20 protein-coding genes and 1 tRNA gene are annotated in these 22,365 nt (G+C 62.7%); 11 read left to right on the forward strand and 10 right to left on the reverse strand.

The window, feature by feature from the left end; all coding sequences use genetic code 11:
• Nucleotides 1–20 precede the first annotated feature (20 nt).
• Entirely contained in the window at nt 21–1,109 is a 1,089-nt protein-coding gene (locus LWC34_RS44810) for an NAD(P)/FAD-dependent oxidoreductase (protein WP_233731389.1), read from the forward strand.
• Here LWC34_RS44810 and LWC34_RS44815 read toward each other — a convergent pair.
• On the reverse strand, nt 1,076–1,561 hold the full coding sequence (locus LWC34_RS44815) for a GNAT family N-acetyltransferase (RefSeq protein WP_233731390.1): 486 nt from the start codon (nt 1,559–1,561) through the stop codon (nt 1,076–1,078). The two genes, LWC34_RS44810 and LWC34_RS44815, sit on opposite strands and share 34 nt — an antisense overlap.
• 118 nt (nt 1,562–1,679) lie before the next feature.
• On the opposite strand from LWC34_RS44815, the gene cmk reads away from it, so the two are divergent.
• From cmk to LWC34_RS44835, 4 genes are all read left to right on the forward strand, one after another.
• The gene (gene cmk / locus LWC34_RS44820) at nt 1,680–2,384 is read left to right on the forward strand and encodes a (d)CMP kinase (RefSeq protein ID WP_233731391.1); all 705 of its coding nucleotides are present in this window, start codon (nt 1,680–1,682) and stop codon (nt 2,382–2,384) included.
• A complete protein-coding gene (locus tag LWC34_RS44825; protein ID WP_233731392.1) occupies nt 2,381–3,028 on the forward strand; it encodes a lysophospholipid acyltransferase family protein in 648 nt (215 codons plus the stop codon). Before cmk ends, LWC34_RS44825 begins: the two co-directional genes overlap by 4 nt.
• Nucleotides 3,025–4,422, forward strand: a complete 1,398-nt coding sequence (gene der / locus LWC34_RS44830) for a ribosome biogenesis GTPase Der (RefSeq protein WP_233731393.1) — start codon at nt 3,025–3,027, stop codon at nt 4,420–4,422. Before LWC34_RS44825 ends, der begins: the two co-directional genes overlap by 4 nt.
• A 64-nt stretch (nt 4,423–4,486) precedes the next feature.
• A tRNA-Pro gene (locus LWC34_RS44835) sits at nt 4,487–4,560 on the forward strand.
• A gap of 644 nt (nt 4,561–5,204) precedes the next feature.
• On the opposite strand, the gene LWC34_RS44840 is transcribed toward LWC34_RS44835, so the two are convergent.
• The 3 genes from LWC34_RS44840 to LWC34_RS44850 form a co-directional block, all read right to left on the reverse strand.
• Complete coding sequence (locus tag LWC34_RS44840; protein ID WP_233731394.1) at nt 5,205–6,197, reverse strand: hypothetical protein; 993 nt, start codon at nt 6,195–6,197, stop codon at nt 5,205–5,207.
• A 233-nt stretch (nt 6,198–6,430) separates the two neighbouring features.
• Nucleotides 6,431–7,435 (reverse strand): IS3 family transposase, encoded by a 1,005-nt coding sequence (locus LWC34_RS44845; RefSeq protein ID WP_233723014.1) that lies wholly within the window; start codon nt 7,433–7,435, stop codon nt 6,431–6,433.
• Nucleotides 7,432–7,863: a hypothetical protein gene (locus tag LWC34_RS44850; RefSeq protein WP_233723013.1), complete on the reverse strand. Its 432-nt coding sequence runs from the start codon at nt 7,861–7,863 to the stop codon at nt 7,432–7,434. The genes LWC34_RS44845 and LWC34_RS44850 overlap by 4 nt, the downstream gene beginning before the upstream one ends.
• A gap of 703 nt (nt 7,864–8,566) precedes the next feature.
• On the opposite strand from LWC34_RS44850, the gene LWC34_RS44855 reads away from it, so the two are divergent.
• From LWC34_RS44855 to LWC34_RS44880, 6 genes are all read left to right on the forward strand, one after another.
• Nucleotides 8,567–9,475, forward strand: coding sequence for a hypothetical protein (locus LWC34_RS44855; protein WP_233731395.1), 909 nt, complete (start codon nt 8,567–8,569; stop codon nt 9,473–9,475).
• A 60-nt stretch (nt 9,476–9,535) separates the two neighbouring features.
• Nucleotides 9,536–9,967, forward strand: a complete 432-nt coding sequence (locus LWC34_RS44860; protein WP_233723013.1) for a hypothetical protein — start codon at nt 9,536–9,538, stop codon at nt 9,965–9,967.
• Nucleotides 9,964–10,968, forward strand: coding sequence for an IS3 family transposase (locus LWC34_RS44865; protein WP_233723014.1), 1,005 nt, complete (start codon nt 9,964–9,966; stop codon nt 10,966–10,968). The genes LWC34_RS44860 and LWC34_RS44865 overlap by 4 nt, the downstream gene beginning before the upstream one ends.
• A 363-nt stretch (nt 10,969–11,331) precedes the next feature.
• Nucleotides 11,332–13,062, forward strand: a complete 1,731-nt coding sequence (locus LWC34_RS44870) for a hypothetical protein (protein ID WP_233731396.1) — start codon at nt 11,332–11,334, stop codon at nt 13,060–13,062.
• A gap of 225 nt (nt 13,063–13,287) precedes the next feature.
• A complete protein-coding gene (locus LWC34_RS44875) occupies nt 13,288–15,099 on the forward strand; it encodes an ATP-dependent nuclease (RefSeq protein WP_233731397.1) in 1,812 nt (603 codons plus the stop codon).
• Nucleotides 15,071–16,567: a UvrD-helicase domain-containing protein gene (locus LWC34_RS44880; protein ID WP_233731398.1), complete on the forward strand. Its 1,497-nt coding sequence runs from the start codon at nt 15,071–15,073 to the stop codon at nt 16,565–16,567. Before LWC34_RS44875 ends, LWC34_RS44880 begins: the two co-directional genes overlap by 29 nt.
• A gap of 221 nt (nt 16,568–16,788) precedes the next feature.
• On the opposite strand, the gene LWC34_RS44885 is transcribed toward LWC34_RS44880, so the two are convergent.
• The 6 genes from LWC34_RS44885 to LWC34_RS44905 form a co-directional block, all read right to left on the reverse strand.
• Nucleotides 16,789–17,784, reverse strand: a complete 996-nt coding sequence (locus tag LWC34_RS44885; RefSeq protein WP_233731399.1) for a DUF4192 domain-containing protein — start codon at nt 17,782–17,784, stop codon at nt 16,789–16,791.
• An 86-nt stretch (nt 17,785–17,870) separates the two neighbouring features.
• The gene (locus tag LWC34_RS44890; RefSeq protein WP_233731400.1) at nt 17,871–19,094 is read right to left on the reverse strand and encodes a tyrosine-type recombinase/integrase; all 1,224 of its coding nucleotides are present in this window, start codon (nt 19,092–19,094) and stop codon (nt 17,871–17,873) included.
• Between the two features lie 107 nt (nt 19,095–19,201).
• Nucleotides 19,202–19,489 (reverse strand): helix-turn-helix domain-containing protein, encoded by a 288-nt coding sequence (locus LWC34_RS59145; RefSeq protein WP_372496772.1) that lies wholly within the window; start codon nt 19,487–19,489, stop codon nt 19,202–19,204.
• 384 nt (nt 19,490–19,873) lie between these two features.
• Nucleotides 19,874–20,608 carry a DNA cytosine methyltransferase gene (locus tag LWC34_RS44895; RefSeq protein ID WP_233731401.1) on the reverse strand — a complete coding sequence of 245 codons (735 nt, stop codon included), beginning with the start codon at nt 20,606–20,608 and terminating at the stop codon, nt 19,874–19,876.
• A complete protein-coding gene (locus LWC34_RS44900) occupies nt 20,605–21,525 on the reverse strand; it encodes a TRM11 family SAM-dependent methyltransferase (RefSeq protein WP_233731402.1) in 921 nt (306 codons plus the stop codon). The genes LWC34_RS44895 and LWC34_RS44900 overlap by 4 nt, the downstream gene beginning before the upstream one ends.
• Entirely contained in the window at nt 21,522–22,319 is a 798-nt protein-coding gene (locus tag LWC34_RS44905) for a hypothetical protein (RefSeq protein ID WP_233731403.1), read from the reverse strand. The genes LWC34_RS44900 and LWC34_RS44905 overlap by 4 nt, the downstream gene beginning before the upstream one ends.
• Nucleotides 22,320–22,365 lie beyond the last annotated feature (46 nt).

A 22,365-nucleotide genomic window follows, 5' to 3' on the forward strand; every position in this document is an offset into this window, starting at 1 on the left:
GGTGCGGTTAGCTGGTCGATATGCGCGTGATCGTGGTCGGTGGCGGCATTGTTGGCGCGGTGGCGGCGTATCGGCTGGCTGCCGATGGCGCGGAAGTCCTGGTCGTGGACGCTGGGCACGACGGCCAGGCAACAGCGGCGGGCGCGGGGATCGTATGGCCGTGGCCGCTCGGCGAGCCTTCGCTTGGCACAACGGATTTCTGGTGGGCCGCGGCGGCCCAGTACCCCGTTTTGCTGAACCAATTGGCTTGTGACGGCGAATCGGAGCCGGGTTACGCGCAGGTCGGCGGAATCACCATCACCGATGACGAGAGCGGCTTGCCCGAAGCAGCCACGATGATCCGCGGGATTCAGGAACGTGACCCGTCCATCGGTGCCGTCGAAGTGCTGTCAACGGGCGAACCCGCGCGGCGCTTTCCCGTGCTGCGTCAGGATCTTGCTGGGCTGTATGTCAGTGGCGTCGGTCGGGTCGACGGGCGGGTGATGCGGGATTCGTTGCTGCGCGCGGCGGAACGTCACGGCGCGCGCCGGATGCATGGCGAGGCCAGGCTTGTCCGTGCGCTTTCGCGGGTGACTGGCGTCGAGATCGACGGTGAGGTGGTCGGTGCGCACGTTGTCGTTGTCACGGCAGGCGCTTGGACGGCCAAGCTATGTCAGGCCATCGGTGTCGAGGTCGCCGTTGAGCCGCAGCGGGGCCAGATCGCGCACCTTCGCCTGTCCGGAGTGGACACTTCGGACTGGCCGGTTATTCGGTCGATGAGTGACCATTACCTGCTTGCCTTTCCTGGCGGCAAGGTCGTGGTCGGTGCGACGCGGGAGGCTGGGTCCGGCTTCGATTTCCGGCAGACGGCCGGTGGCGTGCACAAGATCCTTTCGGACGCCCTCGGTGTGGCGCCGGGGCTTGCCGACGCCACCATCGAGGAGATCAGGATCGGATTCCGGCCGTTGAGCACGAGCGGGCGGCCGGAGATCTCGTCGCCCGCTGACGGCCTGGTCGTCGCGACCGGCCTTGGCCCGAGTGGGCTGACTTTGGCTCCGCTGACCGGGACCATCGCGGCTGAACTCGCGCTCGGTCGTCAGACCTCTTTTGCCAGCAGCGAGACCAGGTAAGTTCCGCCTTTTGTGCGCTGCTGGCCGACCTCGACGAACCCGATCCGCTTGTGAAACCGCAGGCTGCCGGGGTTCGGCGGCTCAAGGTTCACCTCGCACAGCACACGCTCGCCGCCGTGCTCCTTCGCGAATTCGCTGACGATGTCGTAGAGCTTGACGCCGATGCCGCGGTTGCGCGCTTCCTCAGCGACCACGATCCGGTCGACGTACACGAACTGGTCGTAGCGGCTGCTGAAGAAGGCGTAGTTCTCGCTGGCGTAGTCCACGCCTGGCGGCAGCGTGAGCACGAAACCGAGTACCGTCTCACCGTCCTTGAGCGCCACGGTCAGTTCGGACATCTCGATCAACGCGGCCAGTTCCGCCTCTGTGGCCTCGTTCACGTTCGGCACCGCGGCGTTGTTCATCGCCAGGATCAACTGGGCGTCGGACGGCTTGAGCATCGCGCTTTCCATGGCGCGATCTTGGCACAGCGATGCGGTGCAAACGTTTGCAGCCGTCCTGACCGGCTCGCGTTCACAACGGCCAGGCAGAATAGACGGCTGAGGACGGTTTTCGACGGGAGGCGGCAGGGTGGTACTGGGTGATTTGCGTGGGGTGATCGCGCTTGACGGCCCCTCCGGCACCGGCAAGTCCACCGTGGCGCGCCGGCTAGCCAGTACTTTGCGGTCCGGCTACCTGGACACGGGCGCGATGTACCGGGCAGTGACGCTCGCGGTGCTGCGTACCGGGGGAGACGCGGCCGAGGTCGCCCGAACCGCTCGCTTGGACATCGGGACCGACCCGCTCGACCCGACAGTCCTGCTGGACGGTGTCGACGTCGCGGCCGAGATCCGTGGCCCCGAGGTCACGCTGGCCGTGTCCGAGGTGTCGGCGGTGGCCGAGGTCCGGCGGATCCTTGTCGACCAGCAGCGCGCGATCATCGCCTCGGTCGTGAACACGCAGGGCGGCATCGTCGTCGAGGGGCGTGACATCGGAACCGTCGTCGCACCGGACGCCGAACTGAAGGTGTACCTCACCGCGTCAGCCGACGCGCGTGCTCAGCGCCGCACCCGCCAGGACACCGCTGCGGGACGTACCGCGACCGTCGAGGGCACGCTCGCGGACGTGCAACGGCGCGACAACTATGACTCGTCGCGCGCGGTGTCCCCGCTGCGTAAGGCTGACGACGCGGTCGAGTTGGACACGACAGACCTTGACCTTGCCGGAGTGCTGACGTCCCTGCTGGCCATTGTGGACAGTCGAGGGCTGCGGACGGGCCAGGCGGTGAGTCCGTGAGCACGGCGCCAGACCTGCCAGAGGACGCGATCCCGTGGTTGCACGAAGTGGGCAGGGTGATCGGCAGGTACCTGTACCGGCCGGCATTCCGGTTCGAGGTGCACCACATGGACCGGCTCCCGAGGACCGGTCCGGTTGTGCTCGTGGCCAATCACAGCTCGATGATCGAGCCGCAGGTGCTGTTCGGAATAGTGCCGAGGCGAGCGGTGTTCCTCGTCAAAGGTGAGCTCTTCAAGGGGATAGCGGGTCGTGGCCTGCGGGCGATCGGGCAACTGGCGATCCGCAGGGGAGAACCGGATCGCAAGCCGTTGCTCGCTGCCGTGCGCGTACTGCGCGGAGGCGGTTTGATCGGCGTGTTCCCCGAGGGAACCCGTGGTGACGGCGACGTGCTGAACGCTGAGCAGGGCGCCGCCTGGCTCGTGCGGCAGTCCGGTGCGACCGTGCAGCCGGTGGCCGTGCGCGGGACCCGTAGGCCCGAGGGATCGGGCAGGCGGTTCCGGCCGACGGTGGACGTGCTGGTCGGCAAGCCCTTTGAGCTGACCGTGGGACCTGGCCGTTCCGGGCTTGTCGCCGGAACCGAACAGATCAGGACCGCGCTCGCGGACCTGGTCGGTGAACTGGATCGAATGCGAGACTTGCGATGACTGAGCTGGACGGTACCTGGGTCGATGAGTCCGATTGGGACATCACCCCCGGTGCCGATGAAGAAGCCGAAGGTGCGGCGGCCCAACCGGTGCTCGCGGTGGTTGGCAGGCCGAACGTCGGCAAGTCGACGCTGGTGAACCGGATACTGGGCCGCCGTGAAGCGGTGGTGCAGGACGTGCCAGGGGTGACACGCGACCGCGTGGCGTACGACGCGTTGTGGAACGGCCGGAAATTCACGGTGCTGGACACCGGAGGCTGGGAGCCAGACGCGGCAGGACTGCAGAAAGCCGTTGCGGCCCAAGCAGAATACGCGATGTCCACAGCGGACGCGATCCTGCTCGTAGTTGACGCGGCGGTAGGAGCAACGGCAACGGAAGAAGCCGCGGCCAGAATCCTGCGCCGATCGAAGCGACCGGTGCTCGTCGTAGCGAACAAAGTGGACGACGACAGGCTCTTCGCAGACGCGATGGCACTGTGGAACCTTGGCCTCGGCGAACCCTTCCCGGTGAGCGCCCTGCACGGCCGCAACAGCGGAGACCTGCTGGACAAGATCCTTGAGGTCCTGCCCGAAACGCCCCGCGACGACTTCAACAGAGTCGGCGGCCCGCGAAGGGTGGCGCTGGTAGGAAAGCCGAACGTAGGCAAGTCCTCACTGTTGAACAAACTGACCGGCGAAGACCGAGCCGTAGTGGACTCGGTAGCAGGGACGACGGTCGACCCAGTCGACTCCCTGGTAACCCTGGACAACGAGGTCTGGCGCTTCGTGGACACAGCAGGCCTTCGCAAACGCGTGAACACAGCAAGCGGAGCCGAGTACTACGCCTCCCTGCGGACAAAGGCAGCGATCGACGCGGCCGAAGTAGCGATCGTCCTGCTGGACGCGGCAACCCCGATCAGCGAGCAGGACCTGCGAGTCCTGACGATGGTGGTCGAATCCGGAAAAGCCTGCGTAATAGCGATGAACAAATGGGACCTGGTGGACGAAGACCGCAGGCACCAACTGGTGAGGGAGCTGGAGCGAGGCCTGGTCCGCGTGCCGTGGGCAGAGCGCGTGAACATCTCGGCCCTGACGGGCAGGTCGGTCCACAAACTTGCGCCACATCTGCGTACCGCCCTGAAGTCCTGGGACACCCGAGTGCCGACAGGCCAGCTGAACTCCTGGCTGAGCGACCTGATCGCAGCAACCCCACCCCCAGTAAGGAGTGGAAAGCAGCCAAAGGTCCTGTTCGCGACACAAGCACAGGCCAGGCCGCCAACACTGGTCCTGTTCACCACGGGCTTCCTGGAAGCAAGCTACCGACGCTTCATCGAACGAAAGTTCCGTGAAGAGTTCGGCTTCGTCGGCAGCCCAGTCCGGGTGTCGGTGCGCGTACGTGAGAAGCGCAAGAAGTAACCCGGTGTAAGGCGGCTGCGGGCGTGCGCTAAGCTTCTCCTCGCACCGGGAAACCGGATGCGGCCGGGACGTGGCGCAGTTTGGTAGCGCACTTGACTGGGGGTCAAGGGGTCGCAGGTTCAAATCCTGTCGTCCCGACGGTCGCAAGAAGCCCGCTGACTCTGGGTAAACATCCAGGTCAGCGGGCTTTTTCATGCTCGCGTGATGATCATGCTCCGACTGTCCACAGTGGCCTGAATCAAGATCAACAGGCCGATTCTGGAGCGAAACTGGAGTGGATCATGAAACTTTTTGACCCAACGGCCAAACAGGGTCGCCAAACTGGTCGCTCCAGGGTGTCATTTCGGTAACAGTCCCAGAGTGTCATCAACTGCGCTGAACGCGTGCGTCGGTTTGGTCGGTTCGTTGTGGTTGCCGCGTACTGGCCGTCCCGGCGGAACGTTGTGAGTCGTTCACGGGTCCTCGGGCTCGTTGAGACCGTTTACTGACGGTTTGTCGTGGCATCGGGCCAGTGGTGAACCTGCTGATGAGCCTTTGGTGGTCCTGCGTCCTCAGCCGGAGTGGTGGTCCAGCGCGGCCAGTGAGGTGCGCAGAGGTCTGGTCATGTGAAGCCAATGAACCGCGGCCGTGCCTGGCATCCGATTTGACCGGGTTGGTGAATGTGGGTCGCAGTCTGGCGACGAGGCGCTTGATAGAGCGTGACGCCCACTGAGTCGGGCAGCGAAACGACTTGTTGGCTTCGCTGCTCGACTCAATGGCGACGTGTGGCTGAGGCTCGCTGACTAATCCTCAATCGCCGAACTGGCCTCGGCCATTTCAAGGAGCATGGTTCGCATCTCGAACACGATCTCCTCGGCGGTGAGGTCCTTGAAGCGGCGGGGTGGTGGGAACCAGCTGTCCAGTCCTGCGGTGAGAAGACGATGTCGCCGGGATTCCTTCATTGGCGCTTGGCCGTTCCAAACTCGATAGCGCCGCAAAATGTTATTGTTTGAGTCACTCCGTAGGTGCCGTAGGTTCGCCTTGACGCCTGCAGCTCGGAGCAGCGACGTGTACATCTTCTCTGCCTCTAGAGTCGCGATCAGCAGAAGTCGGTGGTCGCACAGGAGCTGTGCCTCACGGGTGAAAAGCCAATCGGGGAGGTCCTCGTTGGCGACTGTACCCATGAGGATCTCGATTTCGTCGGGGAACTGCTCGGCGGGCACGGTTTGGTCGAGTACTACGGTCCCCGATACGTCTTCGATCCGGATCCGGAATGGAGCAGGCCCTGACGGGCCGAGCATCGCTACGAGCACGGTTGAATCGTCCTCAAGCGCTTCGCGGGCCCAATCAGCGCATGAAACACGGTCACGAGCTTGTTCTGCTGCAAGTGCTCGCTTGTTTGCCTCGTCGATGTGGCTGTCGCAGTACCGTTTGCCGTCCCGGGCCTCTGTGAACGGCTCTTGAGAGATATGGCCGCATTGTGCGCACGTTCGGCGTCGCTGTATTTGTGTGGCCTGCTTGCTGGATGTGGTGGGGATCGGCTCGGTGTCGGCGATGGCGTACAGCGGGATGGATCGCCCTGAGCGCCGAGTTGAGCGTTGCGTTGCGATTGGCGCCTGTAGGCGGCCGGGCCGGAGCCTGCGCAGCCGAAGTGTCGACTCTGTTGCGAGTACAGCGGGTACGTCGCTGGACTCGTAGATCGGCCTGCCGACGGGGCAGTGCGTTCGCCCCGATTGTGAAGAATCAAGGTCTGTCGGTGTCGGATTCATCTGCCAGCGCCGTACTTCGAGGGTCATGACGTCACCCGCTTGACGAGTTGATGGTGGGGTCACCAAAGCAAGTCGAAGCAATGGCCTGGCTGGTTTTCCCTTAACTTCCGGGAGAACGACCCCCATAAGCGACTCTGTGAAGCCGTCGACGCTTCGCTCGAAGGCGACGCACATACCGTACAACGCAGACCATTGCACACCAATGGGTTGGACGACGGGGAACGCCGGTAGTTGTCAAGTCCAATTGAGACGGTTTGTGTCTACAGGGCTGGTTGTGACTGTGGAATGGGTTGGTTGATCCAGACTGCCTCGGGCAGTTTGGGTGGCCGGGGTCGGCGGGTGAAGCGTTCGGGGTGTGCGGCGTAGGCCCGGTTGAGGGTGGTTTGGCGTTGGGTCTGGATCTGCTCGGCGGTGCCGAAGTGGACCGAGGCCGGGGTGTGCATCCCGATCCCGGAATGCCGGTGTTCGTGGTTGTAGGCCAGGAAGAAGCTCTCGCAGAACGCGCGGGCGTCGGCCAGTGACCCGAACCGGTCGGGAAAATCCGGCACGTACTTCATCGTCTTGAACTGGGCTTCGGAGTACGGGTTGTCGTTCGAGGTTCGGGGGCGGGAATGCGACCGCAGCACGCCGAGATCGACCAGGAGGTCGGACACTGGTTTGGAGACCATCGCCCCGCCGCGGTCGGCGTGGATGGTGTGCGGCTCGACCCCGTTGCGGGCGACCGCGTCAGCGAGGAAATCCTTGGCCACGACCGCGTCCTCGGCCGCGGCGACCAGCCAGCCCGTCACATAGCGGGAGAAGATGTCCAGCACGACATAGCACTTGTACCAGACGCCTTTGACCGGTCCTTTCAACGCGGTGATGTCCCAGGACCACACCTCGCTGGGGCCGCGGGCGATCAGCTCCGGGCGGACCCGGGGTGGATGGGTGGCCAGCCGGCGGCGTTCGGACACCTGCCCAGCCGCGCGGGCGATGCGGTACATGGTGGAGATCGAGCAGTGATATCGGCCCTCGTCCAGCTCGCGGGCCCAGACCTGTGGGATCGCCAGATCCGCGTAGGTCGGGCTGGTTAGCAAGGCCAGCACGGCTGTGCGTTCGGTGTCGGTCAACGCCGAGGGCGGTGGTTGGCGCGGTAGCCACGGACCGTGCTTGGCCGGCGGCGGGTTGGCGCGCCGGTAGTAGGTCGCGCGGGAGATCCCGGTCAGCGCGCACGACTGCTGCACCGAGACCTCGGCTGCGCGTAGTTCGGTGAACGCGGCCGTCATGACGTCCTCGGCGGCTCGTCGTTCTCCGCGCTCTCGGAGAGTCCTTCCAAGAGCGCGTGTGCTTTTCCCATGATGTCCAGCGCTATCCGGGTTTTCGCCAGGTCGGATCGCAGTTTCTCGTTCTGGCGGCGGAGTTTCTCCAGCTCGATCTGCTCGGCTGATTTCTTCGAGCGTTTCGCCGGTGTCGACGGGTCCGCCGGGCCGCTGGTCAGGGCGGCCGCGTCGCGGGCGCGTGTCCACTCGATGATGTGCGAGGAATACAGGCCTTCCCGGCGCAGGATCGCGCCTTTCTCGCCGTTGGGGGCGTTCTCGTACTCGGTGACGATCGCCAGCTTGTACTCCGGGCTGAACACCCGCCGGGACGGACGCGGCGCGGGATCGCCCGCCGGTGTCGACGGGATGGGCTGGTCGTCAGCGGGAGTGGACACGTACACAAGGATCTCCGATCCCGCCCTTGGTCAGGAACCCCGGTACTCACACCGGGTGTCTCACACGATCCTGACAAAGAGGGCGCTGACTCTGGAGCGAGGACGTGCGGTTTACAGAGCACTTCATTCAGGGCATTGGTGTACGTGCCACCGTGTGCCGTCTTGTGCTCCGCAGCAACTTTGTGTACCCGCTGCAGCATCCCTTTGGCATGTCCGAGAGCCTCTTCACCCAACTGGCCACGCAGAGTTTGGGCGGCCTCCAAGCGACTGGCGCCCAACAAGAGCATTAGGATCTGAATGTCTGCATTCTGGGCATGGTTCTTGTCGTCCGACATGGTTCTTCGCCTGTTCCAGCACCGGCGCCCACGCCCGCCTGCGCCTAGACGATGGTCATCCGGACAGGTTTCACTGCTAGCGCTGGACCGTGGGACCTCTGGCCGAGCTATGCATCGGTCCGGCGTGGGACGGGATGACAGCGGCCGGGAGCTTGCGCGTCCTGACTCCAGAATGAATATATCGCACCACTGATCGGAGGCTGGACAGGGCTCCTGACGCAACAAGATGTTTAGGCGAAGCAACTATCGCTGTAGTCGTGTGCCACCAAGCTCGCCTCCGTTTGAATACTTCGAACCGGCACTAGCTCCTACAGACACGCGGGTGTGATGAAGCAAAAACAGTTGGCAGCGGGGTTCACACTAAGCGAATGAGCCTCGGTTCGAAGATCGTTCGGTTCGAGCAGGACCACGAGCGTGGTGTCCACACGATCGTGTTGGCCGACGGTCGCGAGGTGTCCGAACCAAGCGAGCAATCCTTCGATCCGAGGCTGGGGATCCGCTCAACTGTCTATGAGGTTGCTAGCCGGACGCTGATTCTCCATCTTGTCGAAGGCCGTTATGTGACCGTGGAGGTGGGCCACGGCCGCGATGACCAGTCTCGCGCGGCCAGGCATGTGGTCTACCTGGATCAGTGTCATTGGGTCAGTCTTGCTCGATGCCTGCACAGTCCGGAGAAACTGAACGAGACTGAGCGGCATGCCGCAGCCACGGTGATCGGATGGGCGCGCAATAAGCAGATCATCCTTCCCTTGTCGAGTGCGCATACGTCAGAGATCGGTTCGGCGCGTCCCACGTACCGAGCCACCCTCATTCCGCTGATGCTTGAGCTCTCAAGTGGCTGGCAGATGCGCTGCCCATTGCAAGTTCGGCGAGACGAGCTGACGGCGATGTTCCGGGCGCGCCAACGTGGCACGTCGGCAGACTCGAGCCGTGCTAGCTCGGTGTTCACTCTAGAGCCGGGTGCATTGTTTGATAAGTACGAACCAGTGACGAGTTCGTTGCCGAATGCGTTGGCTGACCTGCATCGTCGGCTTACTTGGGTTACGGCTTTGTACTCAGCGCTTCTCGATGAAGAGCCGGTTGATGCGACTGTTGCGATGGAGATGGCCGACCGATGGGCCACCTCGTTTCACGAACTGTCACAGCAGCTTCGCGACAACCTGACTGCGCGCGAGCACTCGCGTGAAGTCGTCTTGGTGCGTGTGCTGATGGACATGCGGGACGATGTGGTGTGGGCGGCATTGGCGGCCGGTACCCTCTTTGTCAGGATCGTGTGAGACACCCGGTGTGAGTACCGGGGTTCCTGACCAAGGGCGGGATCGGAGATCCTTGTGTACGTGTCCACTCCCGCTGACGACCAGCCCATCCCGTCGACACCGGCGGGCGATCCCGCGCCGCGTCCGTCCCGGCGGGTGTTCAGCCCGGAGTACAAGCTGGCGATCGTCACCGAGTACGAGAACGCCCCCAACGGCGAGAAAGGCGCGATCCTGCGCCGGGAAGGCCTGTATTCCTCGCACATCATCGAGTGGACACGCGCCCGCGACGCGGCCGCCCTGACCAGCGGCCCGGCGGACCCGTCGACACCGGCGAAACGCTCGAAGAAATCAGCCGAGCAGATCGAGCTGGAGAAACTCCGCCGCCAGAACGAGAAACTGCGATCCGACCTGGCGAAAACCCGGATAGCGCTGGACATCATGGGAAAAGCACACGCGCTCTTGGAAGGACTCTCCGAGAGCGCGGAGAACGACGAGCCGCCGAGGACGTCATGACGGCCGCGTTCACCGAACTACGCGCAGCCGAGGTCTCGGTGCAGCAGTCGTGCGCGCTGACCGGGATCTCCCGCGCGACCTACTACCGGCGCGCCAACCCGCCGCCGGCCAAGCACGGTCCGTGGCTACCGCGCCAACCACCGCCCTCGGCGTTGACCGACACCGAACGCACAGCCGTGCTGGCCTTGCTAACCAGCCCGACCTACGCGGATCTGGCGATCCCACAGGTCTGGGCCCGCGAGCTGGACGAGGGCCGATATCACTGCTCGATCTCCACCATGTACCGCATCGCCCGCGCGGCTGGGCAGGTGTCCGAACGCCGCCGGCTGGCCACCCATCCACCCCGGGTCCGCCCGGAGCTGATCGCCCGCGGCCCCAGCGAGGTGTGGTCCTGGGACATCACCGCGTTGAAAGGACCGGTCAAAGGCGTCTGGTACAAGTGCTATGTCGTGCTGGACATCTTCTCCCGCTATGTGACGGGCTGGCTGGTCGCCGCGGCCGAGGACGCGGTCGTGGCCAAGGATTTCCTCGCTGACGCGGTCGCCCGCAACGGGGTCGAGCCGCACACCATCCACGCCGACCGCGGCGGGGCGATGGTCTCCAAACCAGTGTCCGACCTCCTGGTCGATCTCGGCGTGCTGCGGTCGCATTCCCGCCCCCGAACCTCGAACGACAACCCGTACTCCGAAGCCCAGTTCAAGACGATGAAGTACGTGCCGGATTTTCCCGACCGGTTCGGGTCACTGGCCGACGCCCGCGCGTTCTGCGAGAGCTTCTTCCTGGCCTACAACCACGAACACCGGCATTCCGGGATCGGGATGCACACCCCGGCCTCGGTCCACTTCGGCACCGCCGAGCAGATCCAGACCCAACGCCAAACCACCCTCAACCGGGCCTACGCCGCACACCCCGAACGCTTCACCCGCCGACCCCGGCCACCCAAACTGCCCGAGGCAGTCTGGATCAACCAACCCATTCCACAGTCACAACCAGCCCTGTAGACACAAACCGTCTCAATTGGACTTGACAACTACCGGTATGACGCAAGAGCAACACCGCACATGGCTATTTGAACACGCCCAACAAGACGTGTCATCAGTGCCGTTCGTCGGGACAGTCTACGAAGCCACTCATGTTCGGCTTCGCAATGCTGGGGATGCTTGGAACAGTCACGATCTGACGGATGTGTTCTACTTGGCTTGCGCCAGCGCATATGCGGATGTCGTGGTCTGCGAGAAGAAGGCGGGCGATTATCTCACTCGTGCCTGGCGGGGTAGGAATGGCGGCGCGCGTCTCGTGACTAGCCTGGCCGCTGCCGTAGCAAGCCTTGAGGCGCGGGTCGCGGGCTCTGTCAGGACGTACTGATGAACAACGAAGAAAGCTTGTCATCGCAACGTGACTATCCCTGTCTGGGCAGTGCGCTTGCGCTGCTGAGAATTCCCTTTGTCTTCACGCAGGATGATCTTCTCTCATCGGGAGATTTCGTTAAGAAGGCCAAGGAACGCGGTCTGGACCTGAAGATCGAGGACTTGGCGGAGTTGCACCGCTGTGGATTGTTTCTGCCGCTATACCGAGTGAGCCGCATTCCCGTTGAGGGCCGTCGCATCGAGGTCCGACGGGGCATGGGGGAGAACCCGCACGGCTGGATGTTGGACGCTGCGGCTGAGGGGCGTCTTCGCGACTCGGCCGACGAAGGTTACTCCGTCGCCTGGCCGTATCAACGACCTCCGGGCGAAGATCCTCGCCGGTGGTGGAACGGGTTCATCTACTCTTCGTGGCAGTTACTTCACGTCCGAGATGCGATGGACGAGTACCGGTACGTCCGAAGAGGACACTTGGTGCCGCTGAACTTTCACAAACAGCGAGTCGTCCGCCGGCGAGTAGCTCTCGTCTTGGCCGCACTGGCGACACACTATTTTCCTGCCGTAGTTGGGAAGTTGAAGTTGCCGCCGCTCACGGAATGGGAAGAGCTGCAAAAGGCCCGGGCTGCTTCCGACGTAGCAGAACTTCTGCGAGTGACAGGGTCTGAGCCTGCCGACCTTGCGCGGCAGGCTGACAGGCTGCTCGTCCAGGCGCATCGTGAACCGCTTGCGAAGTGGCTGTCTCTGTTGCGGTACGCCAGTTATGACGCGTGGTCGAGATTGCGCGGCGAGCCGCTCGATGCGATGTGGCGACGAATCGCTGCTGAGATTCTGTTGAGGGCACACGAAGATCTCGCAGTGGCGAGTGTTGTGGATCCGCTGCCTGATCTCACCGGAGCGCGTGTCTGGACGGCGCAGCACGACAGGCTGACGCCTCGGTACCAGGAGGCGTCGACGCTCGAACGGGCGCTTGCCGATCTTGGTCTCTCGCCGTATCCGAAGGTCATTCTCCTGGTCGAAGGTGAGACAGAGCTCTGCCACATCCCGCGGCTGTTGGCCGAGATCGGCATGACTCAACCTCAAGATGTTCGCGTCCAACAGACCAAGAGCTCACGAATCAACGCACACCTGATCGCTCGTTACGGGATCACACCCCGCATCGGTCGTCGAATCGATGATCGATGGCTTCTGGACGCGTCACTCACGGCGCTTGCCATAGCAATGGATCCAGAGAACGACTTCGCGACCCAGGTAGATCGGGACAAGATCCGCCGCAATCTACAGCAAGCCATTCGTGAGGAAGTTCGCCATCAAGAAGCGGACATCGGCGACGACGTCCTCGATGCCTTGGTACATGTCCGAGTGTGGGGTGACGACAAGTACGAACTGGCGAACTTCAGCGACGACGAACTTGTTTCCGCTCTCACGACACTCGCAGTTCGACAAAACAACCAACTGGTCAGCTCGCCGAGTTGGGAACGTGACCTGCGAGCGAAACTCCAGGAAGCGCGAGCGGTGCACGCGGACATCAAGGTGCCCATGGGGCGGTTGCGCATCAGAGAGGACAAGGTTGAGCTTGCTGAACTCCTGTGGCCAGCGCTGTTTGTAAAGTGCCAGGCCGAAATCGGTGTGAATGAGCCGAAAACGCCGGTGTTAAAGGTTGTACTCGAGGTCGAGGGCGTTGCGTCTAAAGTGGCCGGAGTTCGAGCTCTGCTTGATCCAGCAGGGCTCTGATAGGAGGATAAGGACATGTAGAGCAGGATGCCCGTGTTGAGTTGGTCGTCACGGCAAGCGCTAAGTGCATTGTGTAACGTTCTTGGATCCTACGGTTCGTGGTGACTGGGCTCTGGCCTTGCGTGGTAGATGGGCACCTGCTGCGGTCCAAGGCATCGGTTTAGCTTCGTTCATGGAGGACGGGTGTACTTACGGCAGGTCGTTGTCCGCGGTTTTCGGGCGGCAGTGGACGAGGAGATCGTCTGCGAGTTTCCGGGGCGGTTCTCATTGTTGGTGGGCGCGAACAACGCGGGTAAGAGCACAGTGGCTGATGCTTTGTACCTCGCTCATCCACACTGTTTTCCGCAGATTCCTCGGCCAACTGTCGCCACCCTCTCCGTAGACACATCGAGGCAGATCGATGTTGCGTACACCTTCAGCGCCGAGGCGAATGACGAAGGGCCTGTCGGGCAGATGCTGCAGAACCTCGCCATGCCGGCGCCGACTTGGACCCGACAGCTTGAACGGAACCTCGGGAGGGTCCGCGCTAGAACGGTGGGTACAGAGCCGGAAGCATTCGACGCGTTGCGGGTCATCTATCTCCCGGCCTACCGCAACCCGCTCGACGAACTGGCACGTCGGGAAGCGCAAGTCCTGATCGAGCTCTTCCGTGCAGAACAACAGGCGCGCCAGGGGCACCGAAATCTGGTCGACCTTCGTTCTCGTGCCCGCCGTTTGCTGGATGCGCTGATCAAGACCGGCCTAATCGCGGCTGTGGAACAGCGCGTTCGCGGACACCTCAGCGCACTGTCTTCGGGTGTCAGTCATCAGTTTGCGTTCGTTGGAGGCCAAGTTGTCGACGACGCGTATCTCGCTAGAGTATTGGAACTGCTTCTCGGCACCATTGACGACAGAGCTTTCGCGCAGAGGTTGGAAGTGTCTGGTCTAGGCTACGTGAACCTATTGCACATCGCTGTCACACTTGCGGCCATCCCAGACTTGGCCAAGTCCGCAACGAATATCGGCGCCGACGACGATGAGTCGGTTGGATCTGACGAGAGTGACGACGTTGAAGCAGGTGCACCAACCGAGACCGAACGTGCTGTTCAGCGTGAAGCGGAGGCCGAGTCGAGAGAGGACGCGTTCTTCCCTGATCGGTTTCATGTCACGGTCGTCATTGAAGAGCCCGAGGCCCATCTGCATCCCCAGCTACAGCATGGTCTGACCCGGTACCTTCGACACATCACAGCAGCACGACCAGAACTCCAGACGATCATCAGCAGTCACGCGGGTGACATTATCTCTGCCTGCAAGCCCGAAGAACTTGTGGTACTGCGGCGGCAGCAAGACGGGCGACGAGTGTCCCGCGTGTTGGCGACCATGCCCATTCACGACAAGAAGCGCACACTTCGAATGGCGCGGTTACACCTTGACGCCACTCGTTCATCAGCATTGTTCGCCGAACGCATGATCATCACAGAAGGAGTAACCGAAGGTGCGATCCTGCGACAGCTTGGACGTGCATGGGCAGGTACCGATGATCTCAAACGACGGTTCGTCGAGGCACTCACCATCACTGTCATGGGCTGCAAGCCAGGACGTTGGCCGGTTGATCTCTTGGCGGCTCCAGGGTACGAGATCGCCGGCCGGATTGCTGTGTTCACGGATACCGACAAGAGACCTCCCGAATCCTTCACCGAATCCAAATGGATCACTGCATGCGATCGCGCGACTGTGCAAGGCTTCTACAACTGGCCGACCCTCGAACCCGCCATCATGATCGGCAATGATCAGGCTGTGCGCGCGGCCCTGACACAGATTGGGGTAGATGTACCAGATCCGTTCAACGTGACCACAATCGACGCGTTGTTCTCGACGACCGCTAGGCCACGCAAGGCGGAATTCGCGCTCGCGCTCGCCGACGAGCTGTTACGTCGTGAGGAGACAGGCGAGCCTGTCGTTGTGCCGGATCACGTGGCAACGATGTACGACTTTCTTTATGAAGGCGCTAACGAAAGCGAAGACGAGGATGCCGATCCGCTCGCCGCTGACCGCTGAGCAGCGGACGGCCGCGGAGACCATGGCCACCCGGACGTTCATCGTGGCTGCGCCAGGGTCGGGAAAGACCACCGTTGCTGCTGAGCGTTTCGGTGTGATTCGATACGACTCAACTTTAGACGCCCGCAGAATACTTGCTCTAAGCTTCACTCGATCGGCACGAGGCGAGCTCGCGGCCCGAATCCGTCGGCGGTGGGGAAGCCGTGCCTTGTCTTGGCCGCAACAAGCGCTCACAATCGACACACTGCATTGCGAAATACTGATGTTTCTTTTGCGGCGCAGGGTGATCTCGTGGATGGGTGGTCATACTGAACTCACGGTGCTCGACACTTGGCGAGGTCAACAGGGCGCCCGGTTGATGTCACAGGGTATGGGATATCGGCGAATTGCCGTCCTGTGCGAGACGAGTGTGTATTCGGGCTCGCTGAAGGTCACGAGAGCCGATTACCACATAGGGACGAAAGGTGATTTTGAGAAGCACCTAGCGGCCGGACGATGTACCCACGCAGAAGTCCGGCAGGTGATCGCTGCGGTCCTCGACCGAGCCGAACTCCGGGCTGAGGTGGCGAACTACCTAACTTCTACCACCAAGGCCATCATCGTCGACGAGGTGTTCGATGCCAACGAACTTGACCTTGAACTCGTACGCTTGGCGGCATCCGCCGGAGTCAACACCACGCTGATCGGCGATCCCTGGCAAGCCCTGTATGACTTCCGCGGCGCGCGACCAGAGCTCGTGCCGCAACTCGTCGAGAACGAAGGCTTTGAGTCTTTCCCCGTTACAACATCCTTTCGATTCAAGACCTCCGGCATGGTCGAGACCGCGGAGAAGGCTCGAGCTGGACAGTCCATCATGCTGGATGCCACCTCCGACCCGACCGAGTGCGATGTGGTCCTCTCTCACAAGTGGGACAATCTCTGGACAGGTCCAGCCTGCGTACTGCCTTTGTCCTTCGGACGTCTCGACAACCAAACTGACGCGGCGATCGCTCTCCTGTTGGACCGGCTGATACAGGGACACTTTGGACACTCGGCGATTTACGCCGACGAAGCAGCAGCCATACTGGGGCTCGACTTCGATGTGCTTCGCTCCAATGGAGCTGTGATGGGATCGATCCTAGAAGTCCTTCGACCGGCTACTCCGCAAGCAGCCACAGCAGCCATCACAGCTTTGCGAGCAATCTTACGTGTACTAGGTAGTCCCAGCCGACTTCGCCGCTTACCCAAAGCAGGAGAAGCTGTGCAACAGGCGAGACTACTCGCGATAGCTCGGCGCATGGGCGAGTCGCACTTGGTTCCTGGAATGACGGTGCACCAATCGAAGGGACGCGAATGGCCTGTAGTCGGCGTACGACTCGGCAAGGCCGAATTGGCGCGGCTTGCCGCAGGTCTGGAGGAGCACCGCTTCGACGATCGAGTGTTGTACGTCGCGCTGACACGTGCCGAGAGGAAGGTTGTTCTCTGCTGACTTGTGGTTGTCGGTTGGCCTTCCATTGCAGCATCAAGCGGCAAGCTGGGACCTGACCTTGTTCTCTGCTCTCCAGAGGCATGCATCGAAGCCCACTGGAGTTGGACCATCGGCATCTGCGGTCTGACACGATCAATCCTTGAGCGAAGTCTCCTCGAAGCAGTCAGATTCGTCCGTGAACCTGCCGAGACAGCCAAGGGGATCAGCGCGGCCGCGATCAACTATGGCTTCTGCTGAGGGAATGCGATTGCCAGCGCCTCCGCCACAGCGTCGGGTCGCAGGCCCATGTCCATGGCGTGGCGCATAATGCGGGTCGCGCGGTGAGCAGGGTTGGCTTGCCGGGCGACGTCAAGCGCGATTCCGGCGAGTGCTCCGTCGCCACGCAGGTAGGCGGTGACGGCGAGCAGGAAGGCTGATTCGGCTCGGTAGGGGGCGGGCAGTGCGCGTGTTAGGTCGACCCAAAGCTGCTCGATACGAGCATCCCGCCGGGTGACTTCCGGTTTGAGGCAGTGGTCTCTGACATGGACGTGTGTCAGGGCGACGGCGAGGTCCACGATGCGATTGTCGTCCAAGTTGAGTGTCTCGTCGCTCGCTTGGGTGAGAGTGTCGTCGACAAGTTTGAGCGAGCTGGTCTCGTTGGGGCTGTGGCGCAGTGCGGCGGAGATTCGTTTGCTTCTGTGGCTCAGCAGGTTGGCGTCGCAGGGTTCCAGGGATGCGCGCATGTCCGCTTTGCTGTCGTACGTGATGGAGCCGGACATCGTGGAAGCTATGGCTATGGCGGAGGCCTTCGGGTCGGGGATCTGGCCGCTTCGTTCTGGGTTGGAGTAACACGACCACCGTGCTCCCGCTGTGATGTCTGGGGCCCAGAGTGCGTCGTGGACGGTCACACTGTTGGCGTTGAAGGTTTCGGTGAGGGCGTTGACGAGAGCTCTGTGTGGTGGGGCGTGTTTGGCTGAGTCGTTGCAGATCACCAGGATCGTTGCGCTGGCAGCGTCTGATCCGGTGATGGGAATCTTGAGCTGTTCGGCGAGTGACTGGTACAGGTGTTCCGGTGGGATGTCGGACCGCAGGCACAGAGCGATGTTCTGTTGTGGTTTTTTGGTGTGTGTGGTGACGACGAGGGAGTTCTCGGGGCGGTAGCCGAGCATGTACGGGACTGCGGCGATGAAGTCGCCCTCGTCGTGGAGGTGTATGCGGGGGCGTGGTTGATGTGACATGGCGGTGTCCGCTTCGCGTGGTTGTTTGTTGAGTCGAGGTGAGATCGGGTCGAACGTGACGTCGTTGCCCCGTTAGATTTGGGGTTTCAGGCTGCGGTGAGGGTCAAGGAAGGAAGGAGTTCGAGCATGTTCGGGCGGTGTGTTGTGTCTGGCGTGTTGGCAGTGTCGAGCATGGTGGCGACTGCGTTGGCCCAGCGGGTTTCGAGTGCGTTGAGAAGGCGGACTTCGACTTCGGGGGCGATGTGTGAGTAGATGCGTTTGACTTCGTCTTGGATGATGTGGCCGAGTCGGAGGGCTTGGGCTACTTCGGGGATGGCGTCGGCGATGAGCCAGGTTTTGTGGCTGTGCCGTAGTTGGTGGAAGGTCAGGCCGGGGACGACTGGGTGGACCCAGATGGGTGGGCGTTTGCGGTTGAGGTTGCCGTCGGCGGCGGGTCGCATCGCGCGGCGGGCGAAGTTGGATCGGCGGAGGAGTTGGCCGTCGGTGGTGACGAATACGTGTGGGTGGTCGTGGCTGTCGAGAAGCCACTGCAGTAGCCGGATGAGGAATGACGGCAGTGTGATGGTGCGGATCGACTCGGCGGTTTTGGGCGGTCCGAGGTAGAGCGAGCTGCCGACTTCGTGCAACGCGCCGATGTCGGGATCGATGACGATGCGGCCGTCGTCGAGGTGGGTGTTGATGCGCTGCAGCCCTGTGAGTTCTCCCCAGCGGGCGCCGGTCCATGCGGCGGTGATGATGAGGATCGCGGCGCGGATTCCGACGAGTCCTGCTGCTTGTAGTGCGATCCGGAGGACTTGCTCGGGGGTGGCCCACAGTGCCTCTTTGCGTTTGGCGTGCTGTCGCTTACCTCGGCGCTGGGGCTTGATGGGGTTGGCGGCGATAAGTTGTTCGTCGGCCGCGTCCGCCAGCATCATCGAAAGAATCTTGACGATCGTCTTTATGGTCGATTCCGCATAGCCTTGGGTGCGTAGTTTCTTCTTCCAGCTGCGGACCCCGATCCCGGTGATGCTGTCGAGACAGGTGGTGCCCCATCGGGGAATGATGTGGTTGCGGATCAGGCTGTCATATTGTGCCTCGGTGGAGCGGGCGACGTCGATGCTGTCGAACCAGGGTGTGGTGAATTCGCCGAGCAGCAGCTTTCCTGCGCTGGGGTCGAGGAAGGTGCCTCGCCGTCGGTCCGCGTCGATCTCGTCGGCCTTGTCCTGTGCGGTCGTCTTGGATGTGAAGCCTGGGATCGACCCGATCGTGCCGTCGTCTTTGGTGTAGCGGACGCGCCACGAGTTTTTGCCGATTTGCTCTACGAAAGCCATGTTGTTCCTTGGCGCGGTGGTTGTTTTGACGAACACATGGACGCTCCGTGTGCGTCAAAAATCAAGCGGTTCGTGCGAAGATGTTTTGGTGTGTCGAAGGTGTGCGGTCATCTTTGGTTTCGTTTTGCCGCGCTGATGTCTGTGATGGTGAGCAAGTCGGTTCGGGTGAACCGGAGATGTTTGCCGATGTACCTGCATGGGATCGCGCGGGCTGCCGCTTTGCGGCGAAGCCAGGAGGCGGGCACCTGCAACAGAGCAGCCGCTTGATCGGCGGTGTAGACCAAGGGCTCGTCGCTGTCCGGTTGGTGATGGCGCGGCTGTTCTTGCTCGGCTGGCGCCGGCTGAGGGCTGGGGCGAATGATGCCTCGTGACCGGCGCTGAGGAGTTGAAGTCATGCTGCATCGACCACCTGCCGGACGTCGTTAATGGTGAGTGCCGCGAGGTCGTCCAAGAGCAGTGAGATGGCGTAGGCAGCTTGTTGTGGCACAACCCCGTTGCCCAGTGCGCGGAGTTGGGCGGTACGCGGCAATGGCAGGGACGTGACCCATCCCGAGGGGAGGCCCATGAGGTGTTCGACGAATGCGGGGGCCAGCACTGGGCGCCCGTGTTGTCCTGGCTGTGTTGGTCGCGGTGTCGGTCGGCCGAGTCGCCGTTCCCAGCGATTGACTGCTGCTGCGTATACGCCCCAGTCGATGAGGCTGGCAGACGTTCGGCTGCGGTCTATTTTGGACGTGGTGTTGTTCGGTGAGGACACAGTCGGATGACTGCGGATGGCAGCATCAAGTCGCCTTTGGAGCCACGTTGGGCGGGACATCCTTTGGTGCCGTCGGTCGCTCGGGGCGTTGGCAGCAGGCGCAGTTGCTCCAGCAGAGATGGGCCACTGCTCCAGCAGAGATGGGCCACCCTGACGACTCAGCGCGCTGATGCCGTTGGAGCTTCCGTCGTGCGCGGTCGGTGTGGGGAGCATCTTGGTCCCATACATGTCGTGGCCACGCGAGCAGGAACACTCGTTGTCGCTCGTGTGCGGCACCGACTTCGGCGGCGCCGAGGCTACGCCAGAGCGCGTCGTACCCTGTTTCGGCCAGGTCGCCGAGTACACGGTGGAGGCCTCCGTTGCGCCAGCGAAGCGCGGCGACGTTCTCCACGATGAGCAGCGCGGGTCGTAGTACGCGAACGCCCGCCATGATGTTGGTCCACAGGCCACTGCGTTCGCCTTTCTCGATGCCGACGCGGCGTCCGGCGGCGGAGATGTCCTGACAAGGGAAGCCCGCGGTGAGGACGTCGATCGGCTCTACCGCAGCCCATTGGATGGCACGGATGTCACCGAGATTGGGTACGCCCGGCATCCGCGCGGTGATGATCTTCGCGACGTGTGGATCGGTGTCGGCGCACCAAGCGATTCGCCCGCCGCCGAGCGCGGTGAGCACGCCAATGTCGAGGCCGCCATAGCCCGTGCACAGCGATCCGAGTATCGGTCCAGGGCTCGTGGTGATGAAAAGCGAGTTGGAGTTCATGCCGCTTGGCTTTCAGAAGCGTGGCGTACTTCGCCCGACTCGGCCGGGCGTTGAAGTGGTGTACGAAAGACAAGGACGTCTTCGTGCGCGATCAAATGCAGAGGCAATCCGGCGTCGCGCTGTTTGCGGAGGAAGTCGCGTTGGAAGAAGCTTCCGCGTGCGACGAGGTCGTGTTCGGCTGCCCTGGCGAGTAGGGCGACGCAACGCTCGACCGGGATCAGGCCGGCGTCGCGGCCGCAATCGAGGATCTGGGCGGGCAGGTCGATGAGTTCGGCATGCTCGCGCCAAGGACGGATCGTGATGACGATGTGCCCGCCTGGCCGGAGGAACACGGTGGCGTTGGTCAGGACGCGAGTGAACCCGGCGAGGAGTCGGTGGTGGCCGATGTTGGCGAGGTTTCCGCGGTCGAGGGTGTTGCCGTAGAGGTGGTAGTACTTCTGGATTCCCTCGCCGGGCGCTACGGCGACTCGTCCGTGGGTGGATGGCCCGTACGGGGGTGAGGTGACGACGAGCGCGGCCTGCCCGATGTACTCCGGCGGCAGCAGCGCTGTGAGTTGGCGGGCGTCACCGCGGAATACCCGTGCGTTGTGGTTGATGCCGTGCTCGGTAGCGAGTTGAAGGTTGGCGTGAGTGACGTTGGCCCAGTGTGGTTCGTACTCCACGCCAACAGCGCGGCGTCCGAGGTGGACTGCTTCGACGAGGGTGGTGCCGATGCCGCACATCGGGTCCAGAACCAACTCGCCGGGGTGCGTGTAGTGGCTGATGGCGTAGGCCGCGACAGCTGGAAGCATCTTGGCGGGGTGTGGGGTCGACTCGGGTACGTAGCGGCCTTTGCGTTGCGTCGTTGGCGCGGTTTGCGCTGTGGTCCACACCGACAGTGCGGGGACCGGCGTTATGGATGCGGGTGTTGTCCTCATTGGATGACTCCCGTCTCGCGGGCGGCCGTGGCGGGCGTCATGGGTGGCGGCTTGTGGTCGTGGGGTTGGGCGAACACGAGGATGTCGGAATGCACGCGCAGGTGTGGTGCGGGCAATCCACGTACGACCGCGCGATGGCGCGTGCGGGCGTGTTCAGCGGCATCGCGTCCGTCCACTGTGGTGGCGATGTGGCCGTCGCGGATAGGGGTGTGCAAGGCGATGATGTGCTGGAGGTAGAGCAGGTCTGCGTTCTGGCCTGCTGTGACGATCCGGCCGGTCGGATCGGTCAACTCGCCTCGTGACCAGTCACAGTGCGTGAACACGGTGAGGATGCCGCCGACGCGCAACGAGTGGGCTGCGAGATGTGCCAGCAGTTCGCTGGTGTCGGTGTGCTCGGGACGCACGCTGGCGATGAGCAGATCCGTACTCGCGGGCTCGGTATCGATCATGTTGAGCACGTCATCATGCGACGGATCCGCGAGGTCGGCACGCTTGACGGCGAGGTTCCCAGACATCGACGAAGCGGTCTGTTCGGTGGGCGATGATGCTCGTGGAACGTGGACCACACGAGCCGCGCGGTCGAGGTCTTCGGCGATCTTCATAACGGCTGTGAGGCTGTCCCGACCGGCCGCCCTGATGGCGTCGTTGTCGGGTTCGGTCGATGCGTCCCGGGTCGTTGGCCATGCCAGTACGGTGACGTGTTCCTGTGGCTTGCTGAATGACTCGACGATTCTGGCGATGATCGGTGCGGGCCAGTTCGCATCGGGATTCGTCGCTGTGTCACACGCCCACACTGTCGCGGGGGTTGGTGTTGACGCCGACCTTCGTGAGCGCGTTTGA

It is taken from the genome of Kibdelosporangium philippinense (genome assembly GCF_021390435.2).
GTDB lineage: Bacteria > Actinomycetota > Actinomycetes > Mycobacteriales > Pseudonocardiaceae > Kibdelosporangium > Kibdelosporangium philippinense.